This is a genomic window from Micromonospora globosa (genome assembly GCF_000717585.1).
GTDB classification, from domain to species: Bacteria; Actinomycetota; Actinomycetes; order Mycobacteriales; family Micromonosporaceae; genus Micromonospora; species Micromonospora aurantiaca.
Genome location: NZ_JNZR01000064.1, coordinates 1 through 10,292, shown reverse-complemented (window position 1 = coordinate 10,292; position 10,292 = coordinate 1). Strand labels below are relative to the sequence as shown.

Genomic DNA, 10,292 nt, shown 5'->3' with positions numbered 1-10,292 from the left:
AGGTTGCGGTGGTGGTGGGGACTTCTCGCGAGCGGGGTTGGCGGGTCAAGGAACTGGCGGTCAGTCACGCGTTCCACTCGCGGTTGATGGATCCGATGTCGGATGAGTTCCGGTCGGTGGTGTCCGGGTTGGATTGGCGGGTGCCGCGGGTGCCGGTCGTGTCGAACGTGACGGGCGCGGTGGCGGAGGCGGAGGAACTCACCGACCCGGGCTACTGGGTCCGGCACGTACGCCAGCCCGTGCGGTTCGCCGACGCGGTGCGCACGCTCCACCAGCAGGACGTCGTGCAGTTCCTCGAGATCGGCCCCGACGCCGTACTCACCGCCATGGCGCAGGACTGTGTGGAGGCGGCCGGCGACGTGCGGTACGTCGCCACGATGCGTGCCGGCCATTCCGAGGCCGACACGCTGCGCGCCGCCCTCGCCGAGTGGTACGTCACCGGCGGCCACGTCGACTGGACCGGATACCTCACCGCCCTCGACGGGTCCGGCCCTGAGCGGGCGGCCGGGGCACGTCCCCGCACCATCGCCCTGCCCACGTACGCCTTCGACCATCAGCGCTACTGGCTCAACACCACTACGGGGGCTGAGGCGGCGCCCGGGCTCGGCGTCCGCCCCGTCGACCACACGCTGCTCGACGCCGCCGTACGCGTGGCCGACGACGACGTACGGGTCTTCGGCACCGAACTCTCCGTACTGACACACCCGTGGCTCGCCGAACATGTCGTCTGGGACTCGGTGGTGGTGCCCGGCGCCGCCCTGGTCGAGATGGTCCTGCACGCGGGCGCGCAGGTCGGCTGCGACACCCTCGACGAGCTGACCCTCCAGGCTCCGCTGGCGCTCGCCGAGGACGGCACCAGGGCGGTGCAGGTGAAGCTGGGCGCGGTGGACGAGGACGGTCGCCGGACGGTCACCATCCACTCCCGAGCCGCCGCCGACGCGGATGGCGAGTGGGACCGTCACGCGGCGGGCATCCTCGCCCCGGCCGTACCGCAGCCCGATAGGTCCGATCCGGCGCCGTGGCCGCCCAGCGCCGCCACCGCCGTCGCGGTCGACGGCATCTACACCGAACTGTCCCGTCTGGGCGTCGAGTACGGTCCGCTCTTCCGTGGCCTGCGCGCCGTCTGGCGCACCGACGACGAGTTGTGCGCCGAGGTGGCGGTGCCCGACGGCACCGAGGTCGCCGGCTTCGGCCTGCATCCCGCCCTGCTGGACGCGGCGCTGCACATCGTCGGTCTGCTCGACTCCGACGGGGAGGATGCCTCCGGCGTACGCCTGCCCTTCGCCTGGACCGGCGTCACCCTCTCGGCGGTCGGCGCGACCGCGCTGCGGGTACGCGCCCGGCGCAGCGGCGGCGGCGTGACCCTGACCCTGACCGACCCGGCCGGCGCACCCGTCGCCCGGATAGAGTCCCTGGTCTCTCGCCCCGTCACCGCCGACCAGGTGCGCGCCGGTGACTCCGCCGCCGACTCGCTGTACGCCGTCAGCTGGCAGAGCGTGCGGCCGGGCACCCCGGCGACCGTCCGGGTGGTGCTCCTCGGCGACGCACCGTCCGACCTGTCCGAGATCGCCAGGTACAGGCTCGCCGAGCTGGCGGAGGCGGTCGACTCCGGCCGGATCGACCCCGAACTGGTGCTGCTCGCCGCGTACGCCGACGACGAGCACGCCCCGGTCCCCGCCGCGACGCGCAGCCGGCTCACCGCAGTGCTGACCGCCGTCCAGGGCTGGCTCGCCGACGACCGGCTGGCGGCGCGGCGGCTGGTCGTGCTGACCCGCGGGGCCGTCTCCGCCGGCGACACCTGCCGTGCGGGCGACCTGCCCGGCGCGGCGGTCTGGGGCCTGCTGCGTTCGGCCCAGGCCGAGCACCCCGACCGCTTCGTGCTCGTGGACCTCGACGAGGCGCGGCAGCCGGAGTCCTGCACGGTGGACCTGGTGGCCCGTGCGGTCGCCACCGGCGAACCCCAACTGGCGGTCCGGGACGAGCAGGTCCTGACGCCCCGGCTCGCGCCAGCCGTCCTCGACCCGGCCCCGGCCGCCGGCCTCGACCCCGACGGGACGGTCCTGGTCACCGGAGCCACCGGCGCCCTCGGCGGTCTGCTGGCCCGGCACCTGGTCAGTACGCACAAGGTGCGCCATCTGCTGCTGGTCAGCCGCCGCGGAACCGACGCCCCCGGCGCCGCGGAGCTGCTCGCCGAGCTGACCGCGCTGGGTGCGCAGGCCCGCCTGGTCGCCGCCGACGTGGCGGACCGGGACCGCCTGGCCGCGGTGCTGGACGACGTTCCCGCCGAGCACCCGCTCACCGGCGTGGTGCACGCCGCCGGCGTCCTCGACGACGCGGTGATCTCGGCGCTGACCCCCGGCCGGCTGTCAGCCGTCCTCTCCGCCAAGGCCGACGCCGCCTGGCACCTGCACGAGCTGACCCGATCGCGGCCGCTGGCGATGTTCGTCCTCTTCTCGTCGGTCGCCGGCGTCCTCGGCGGCCCCGGGCAGGGCAACTACGCCGCCGCGAACGCGTTCCTCGACGGCCTCGCCGGGCACCGGCACGCCTCCGGCCTCGCCGCCACGTCCCTGGCCTGGGGCCTCTGGGCCGCGGACAGCGGCATGACGGGCGCACTCGACGCCGCCCAGCGGCAGCGGATGAGCCGCAACGGCCTCAGCCCGCTCGACACCGGCCAGGCGCTGCGCCTCTTCGACGCCGGCCTGCACGGTGGACGCCCTCACCTGGTGCCGGCGCTGCTCGACCTCGCCGCGCTGCGCCGCCAGGCCGACGCCGGCCAGCTCCCGTCGCCGCTGCGCGGCCTGGTCCGGGCCCGGCGGCGCGTCGTCGAGGGCGGCGGCGACGGCGGTCCGTCCTTCGCGCAGCGCCTCGCCGGCACGCCCGAGGCTGAACGCGGCCGGCTGGTGGAGGAACTGGTCAAGGCGCAGGTCATCGAGGTGCTCGGCTACCCGCCGGCCACCGTCGTACCGTCCGGGCAGACGTTCACCGGTCTCGGCTTCGACTCGTTGACGGCCGTGGAGCTGCGCAACCGGCTGACCGCCCTCACCGGCATCCGGCTGCCGGCGAGCCTGATCTTCGACTGCCCCACGCCCGCCGCCCTCGCCGACTTCCTGCTGGTCGACGCCGTCCCGCCGAAGCCCGAACCGGGCCTGCTCGCCGAGCTGGACCGGCTGGAGGCCGCGTTCGCCGCGACCGCGCCGGAAGAGCTGGAGCGGCTGGCCGCCGACGACGAGACGCGTACCGCCGTGGCGGTCCGCCTCCGGACGCTGGTCACCCGGTGGAGCGACGCCACCGCCCGGCCCGACGACGTCAGCCAGGCCCTCGATGACGCCTCGGACGACGAGCTGTTCGACTTCATCGATCAGAAGTTCGGCCGATCCTGAGCACGAGTCCGCCGCTTGCCCCTTAGCGACAGGTGATCAACCCGATGGCGAACGAAGCCAAGCTCCGCGAGTACCTCAAGCGCGTCACCGCTGACCTGCACGAGACCAGCGAACGCCTGCGGGCCGTCGACGAGCAGAACCACGAGCCGATCGCGATCGTGGGGATGGGCTGCCGCTACCCGGGCGGGGTGCGGACTCCGGAGGCGCTGTGGCGGCTGGTCGAGTCCGGCGTCGACGCCGTCACACCCTTCCCGGCGGACCGGGGCTGGGACGTGGAGAACCTCTACGACCCCGACCCGGACGCGCACGGCAAGTCGTACACCCGCGAGGGCGGCTTCCTGCACGACGCCGGCGAGTTCGACGGCGGGTTCTTCGGCATCTCGCCCCGCGAGGCGCTGGCCATGGACCCGCAGCAGCGCCTCCTGCTGGAGGTCGCCTGGGAGACGGTCGAGCGGGCCGGCCTCGCCGTGGACTCGCTCAAGGGCAGCCGCACCGGCGTCTTCACCGGCGTCATGTACCACGACTACGTCTCCCGGCTCAACGGCGTCCCGCAGGAGGTGGAGGCGTTCGTCGGCACGGGCAACCACGGCAGCGTCGTCTCCGGCCGGATCTCGTACACCTTCGGGTTCGAGGGCCCGGCCGTCACCGTCGACACCGCCTGCTCGTCCTCACTGGTGGCGCTGCACCTCGCCGTGCAGGCGCTGCGCTCCGGCGAGTGCACCCTCGCGTTGGCCGGCGGCGTCACCGTCATGTCCAGCCCCGACACGTTCATCGGCTTCAGCCGCCAGCGCGGCCTGTCCCCGGACGGGCGGTGCAAGTCCTTCGCGGCCACCGCCGACGGCACCGGCTGGAGCGAGGGCGCCGGGCTGCTGCTGCTGGAGCGGCTCTCCGACGCCCAGCGCAACGGCCACCGGGTGCTCGCCGTGGTGCGCGGCAGCGCGGTCAACCAGGACGGCGCCTCCAACGGCCTCACCGCGCCGCACGGCCCGTCGCAGCAACGCGTGATCCGCCAGGCCCTCGCCAACGCCCGGCTCGCCCCGGCTGACGTGGACGCCGTCGAGGCCCACGGCACCGGCACCCGCCTCGGCGACCCCATCGAGGCGCAGGCCCTGCTCGCCACGTACGGCCGGGACCGGGCCGACGACCAGCCCCTGTGGCTCGGATCGATCAAGTCGAACCTCGGGCACACCCAGGCCGCCGCCGGCGTCGCCGGCGTCATCAAGATGGTCATGGCGATGCGTCACGGCGTCCTGCCGCGCACCCTGCACGTCGACGAGCCGTCCCCGCACGTCGACTGGTCGGCCGGCGCGGTGAGCCTGCTCCGCGAGCCGCGCCCGTGGCCGAGCGCGACGAGGCCCATGCGCGCCGGCGTCTCCTCGTTCGGCGTCAGTGGCACCAACGCCCACGTCATCGTCGAGGCCGCCCCGCCCGCGCCGCAGCCGGCCACCGACGCCGTCACCGGCCCCGACCCGCTGCCGTGGGTCGTCTCCGCGCGCAGCGCCGCAGCGCTCGGTGCCCAGGCCGACCGGCTGCGCTCCTGGCTCGCCGAGCACCCCGATGCCACGCCGGCCGCCGTGGGCCGGACCCTGGCCACCGGCCGGTCCGTCCTGGAACACCGGGCCGTGCTGCTCGGTGCCGACCGGGACGAGCTGCTCGCCGGGCTCGGCGCGCTGGCCGACGGGATCCCGGCGGCGTCCGTGCGGCGCGGGGTCGCCGGCCCCACCCGCGTCGCGGTGCTCTGCACCGGCCAGGGCGCCCAGCGCGTCGGCATGGGCCAGCGGTTGTACGCCGCCTTCCCGGCCTTCGCCGAGGCCTTCGACGCCGCCTGCGCAGAGCTGGACAAGCACCTCGACCGGCCGCTGCGCGGCGTGCTCGACGGCCCCGCCGACGTTCTCGACCGCACCGGGTACGCCCAGGCGGCGCTCTTCGCCGTCGAGGTCGCCGCCTACCGGCTCGTCGAGTCCTGGGGTGTCGTGCCGGACTTCGTGGCCGGGCACTCGGTCGGCGAGGTGGCCGCCGCGCACATCGCCGGCGTCCTGTCGCTGCCCGACGCCGCCCGCCTGGTGGCCGCCCGGGGCACCCTGATGCAGGCGCTGCCCACCGGTGGCGCCATGGTGTCGATCCGTGCCACCGAGGCGGAGGTGCACGCGCACCTGGCCACCGTCGCCGGGACGGCCGGCGCCCGGCTGGCCGCCGTCAACGGCCCGGAGTCCGTCGTCGTCTCCGGCGACGAGGACGCCGTGCTGGCGGTCGCCGCGCACTTCGCGGCCCTCGGCCGCAGCACCAGGCGGCTGCGGGTCAGCCACGCGTTCCACTCCGCCCGCATGGACCCGATGCTCGACGCGTTCGGCGACGTGCTCGGGCAACTGGCCTTCGCCGCGCCCCGCATCCCCGTGGTCTCCACAGTGACCGGAGCGGTGCTCGACCCCGAAGAGGTGTGCTCCCCGGCGTACTGGCTGCGCAACGTCCGCGACACGGTCCGCTTCGACGCCGCCGTGACCACCCTGCGTGAGCTGGGTGTGGGCGCGTACGTCGAGGTGGGACCGGGCGGGGTGCTCTGCGCGCTCACCCAGGAGATCGTCGGCGCGGACCAGGCGGTCTGCGTCCCCGTGCTGCGCGCCGAGCACGACGAGGCGACGAGCGCCCTGGCCGCCGCGGCCACCCTGTGGACCCGGGGCGTGCCGGTGAACTGGGCGGCCCTGTTCGCCGGCCCGCCCGTGCCGGTCGACCTGCCCACGTACGCGTTCCAGCGCGAACGCTACTGGCTGCTGCCCCTGCCGCAGCCCGCCGACGTGACCGCCGCCGGGCTGACCCCGACCGGCCACCCGCTGCTCGGCGCGGTGTTCCGCTCGGCCGACGGCGACGAGGTGACGCTCACCGGCAGGTTGTCCGTGGAGACCCAGCCCTGGCTGGCCGACCACGCCCTGCGCGACGTCGTGCTCCTGCCCGGCACCGGGTTCGTGGAGCTGGCGCTGCAGGCCGGCGCGGAGGTCGGCGCCGAACGGCTCGCCGAGCTGACCCTCCAGGCGCCGCTGGTGCTGCCCGAGACCGGCGGCGTCGACGTGCAGGTCGCCGCCGAACGCGCCGGTGGCGGAGCGTGGCAGCTCACCGTCCACGCCCGCCGCGCCGGCACCGACGACATCTGGGTGCGACACGCCACCGGCCTGCTCACCCCGGAGCCGGATGAGGACACCGGCACACCGGCGCAGTGGCCGCCGAGCGACGCCACCTCCCTGGACGTGTCGGAACTGACCGGGCGGGCGGCCCGGGCCGGGTTCGCGTACGGCCCGGCCTTCTCCGGGCTGCGCGCCGCCTGGCGGGTCGGCACCGACGTGTACGCCGAGGTGGCGCTGCCCGACCCGGAGGCCGGCGACGCCGGTGGGTACGGGCTGCACCCGGCGCTGCTCGACGCCGCCGTGCAGGCGGTCGGGCTCGGCATCGTCGACCCCGGCGAGGCCCGGATGCCGTTCGCCTGGTCCGACGTGACCCTGTCCGCCCACGGTGCCGACACGCTGCGGGTACGGCTGACCCCCACCGGTGCGGACACGGTGTCCATGCTGGTCGCCGACGCGACCGGTGCGCCCGTCGCCCGGATCGGCTCCCTGGTGCTGCGGCCCCTGCCGGCGGGGGAACTCACCGCCGGCGGATCCCCGTGGCGCCGCGCGCTGTTCCGCCTCGACTGGCCCCGGCACGCCGGCGGCGTGGGCGCGCCCGACCGCACGACCTGGGCGGTGCTCGGCGACCGCCCCACGCCGCTGCCGACCGGCGTGACCGCCGACCGGCACGCCGACCTCGCCGCGCTCTGCGACGCGGGGGTGCCCGACGTCGTGCTGTACCAGGCGGCCGGCGCTGCCGCGACCGGCCCCGGCCCGGTCCACGACCTGCTCGCCGAGGTCCTCGCCGTGCTCCAGGGCTGGCTCGCCGCCGAGCGCCACACCGGTGGGTCTCGGCTGGTGGTCCTCACCCGCGGCGCCGTCGCCGTGGACGCCGACGCCGACGTGGCCGACCTGGCCGGCGCCGCCGTGTGGGGCCTGCTCCGGTCCGCCCAGGCCGAACACCCCGGCCGGTTCCTCGTCGTCGACCTCGACGACGAAGAGAGTTCCGCCTCCGCCCTCGCCGGCCTGCTGTCGGCCGACGAGCCGCAAGCGGCGGTGCGCGACGGCGTGGTCCGGGTGCCCCGGCTCGTCGCCGCCCCGGAACCCGACGCGCCGGCGCCGGCGCTGGACCCGGACGGCACGGTGCTGGTCACCGGCGGCACCGGTGCCCTGGGCGCGCTCGTCGCCCGCCACCTCGTCACCCGGCACGGGGTCCGCCACCTGGTGCTGACCAACAGGCGCGGGCCCGCCGCGGCCGGCGCCGCCGACCTGCTCGCCGACCTCGCCGACCTGGGCGCCACCGCGACGGTCGAGGCGTGCGACGCCGCCGACCCCGACGCCCTCGCCGCGCTGCTGGACCGGATCGACCCCGCGCACCCGCTCACCGGCGTGGTGCACACCGCCGGCGTACTGGCCGACCGCACCCTGACCTCGCTCACCCCCGAGTCCCTCGACGAGGTTCTCCGGCCGAAGGTGGACGCCGCCGCGAACCTGCACGACCTGACCGCCGGCAGCCGCCTCGCGCTCTTCGTCACCTACTCGTCGGCGGCGGGCGTGACCGGCAGCCCCGGCCAGGCCAACTACGCGGCGGCCAACGCCTTCCTGGACGCACTCGCCCACCGGCGGCGGGCCGCGGGCCTCCCCGCGCACTCGCTGGCCTGGGGACCGTGGGCCGAGTCGGGCGGCGGCATGACAGCCGGCCTCGACCGGGCCGACACCGACCGGCTGGCCCGCGCGGGCGTACGGCCGCTTCCCGAGGCGGACGGCCTGGCGCTCCTCGACGCCGCGCTGCTCACCGGCCTGCCCGCGACGGTGCCGATGGTGCTGGACGGCCCGGCGCTGCGCGCCCAGGCCGAGGCGGGCACCCTGCCGTCGGTCCTGCGTGGCCTGGTCCGCGCGCCCCGGCGTCGCGCCGCGCGCTCCGGCCCGGCGGAGACCGCCGCGCTGACCGAGCGGCTCGCCGGGCTCGACCGCGAGGAGCGCGCCGCGGCCCTGTTGCGGCTCGTCCTCGACCAGGTCGCGGCGGTCCTGGGGTACGCCGACGCCGCAGCCGTCGAGGCCGGACGCCCGTTCACCGAGCTGGGCTTCGACTCGCTGACCGCCGTCGAACTGCGCAACCGCCTGGGCGCGGTCACCGGCCTGCGCCTGCCGGCAACCCTGGTCTTCGACCACCCGACCCCGCTCGCCCTCGCCGACCACCTGGACGCCGAGACCGGAACCGGGGCCGACGCCCAGGCGACCCCGGTCGCCGCCGTCGCGGCGCTCGACGAGCCGATCGCGATCGTCGGCATGAGCTGCCGCTACCCCGGCGGCGTGCGCAGCCCCGAGCAGTTGTGGGACCTCCTCGTCTCCGGTGGCGACGGCATCACCGGCTTCCCCGCCGACCGTGGCTGGGACGTCGCCGACCTGTACGACCCGTCCGGCGCGCGCCGGGGCAGCAGCTACGCCCGCGAGGGCGGCTTCCTGGCCGACGCCGGCGACTTCGACGCCACCCTGTTCAAGATCTCGCCGCACGAGGCGCTCGCCATGGACCCGCAGCAGCGGCTGCTGCTGGAGACCGCGTGGGAGGCCATCGAGGACGCCCGGATCGACCCGCTCGCGCTGCGGGGCCGCCCCGTCGGCGTGTTCGCCGGCATGATGTACCACAACCACGCCGCCGGGCTGGCCGACGTTCCGGAGGCCCTCGACGGCTACCTCGGCGTCGGCACCGCCAGCAGCGTGTTGTCGGGCCGGGTGGCGTACTCGTTCGGGTTCGAGGGTCCGGCGGTGACTGTGGACACGGCGTGTTCGTCGTCGCTTGTGGCGTTGCACCTGGCGGTGCAGGCGCTGCGGTCGGGCGAGTGCGACCTGGCCCTGGCCGGTGGCGTCACCGTGATGGCGACGCCCGAGACGTTCATCGACTTCTCCCGCCAGCGGGGCATGGCCCCCGACGGCCGGTGCAAGTCGTTCTCCGACGCGGCGGACGGCACGGGCTGGTCCGAGGGCGTCGGCGTGCTGCTGGTGCAGCGGCTGTCGGACGCGCGGCGCGACGGGCGCCGGGTCCTCGCGGTCGTGCGGGGCACGGCCGTCAACCAGGACGGCGCGTCGAACGGGTTGACGGCGCCGAACGGCCCCTCGCAGCAGCGGGTGATCCGCCAGGCCCTCGCGAACGCCCGGCTGGGCGTCGCCGACGTCGACGTCGTGGAGGCGCACGGCACGGGCACGACGCTGGGCGACCCCATCGAGGCCCAGGCGCTGCTCGCCACGTACGGGCAGGACCGCGACGACCGGGACGCGCTGCTGCTGGGGTCGGTGAAGTCGAACATCGGTCACACGCAGGCCGCCGCCGGGGTGGCGGGCGTCATCAAGATGGTCTTGGCGATGCGGTACGGGACCGTGCCGGCGACGCTGCACGTGGACGAGCCCTCGTCGCATGTGGACTGGTCGTCGGGTGCGGTGGAGCTGGTGACCCAGGCGCGCGAGTGGCCGGGTGCGGGCCGCGCACGCAGGGCTGCCGTGTCGTCGTTCGGCATCTCCGGCACGAACGCGCACGTGATCATCGAGCAGCCCGAGGCCGCTCCGGCTTCGGTCGCGCCCGTCGCACCGGTCGGGGTGCCGGTGCCGTGGGTGGTGTCGGGGCGTTCGGAGCGGGGTCTGGTGGGTCAGGCCGGGCGGTTGGCGTCGTTCGTGCGCGATCGTGGTCTGTCGCCGGTGGACGTGTCGTGGTCGTTGGCGACGGCCCGTGCCGCGTTGGAGCATCGCGCGGTGGTGTGGGGCTCGGACGTCGACGAGCTGGCGGCGGGCCTCGCGGCGGTGGCCGAGGGCCGGTCGGCGGGTG

2 protein-coding genes are annotated in these 10,292 nt (G+C 75.8%); both read left to right on the top strand.

Annotation, left to right across the window (positions count from 1 at the left end; all coding sequences use genetic code 11):
• Positions 1-8: 8 nt before the first annotated feature.
• Positions 9-3,380, top strand: a complete 3,372-nt coding sequence (locus IF06_RS0131405; RefSeq protein ID WP_332259028.1) for an SDR family NAD(P)-dependent oxidoreductase — start codon at positions 9-11, stop codon at positions 3,378-3,380.
• A 44-nt stretch (positions 3,381-3,424) separates the two neighbouring features.
• Positions 3,425-10,292 (top strand): type I polyketide synthase (locus tag IF06_RS0131400; protein WP_030275386.1); only part of this gene is annotated, 6,868 nt, incomplete at its 3' end.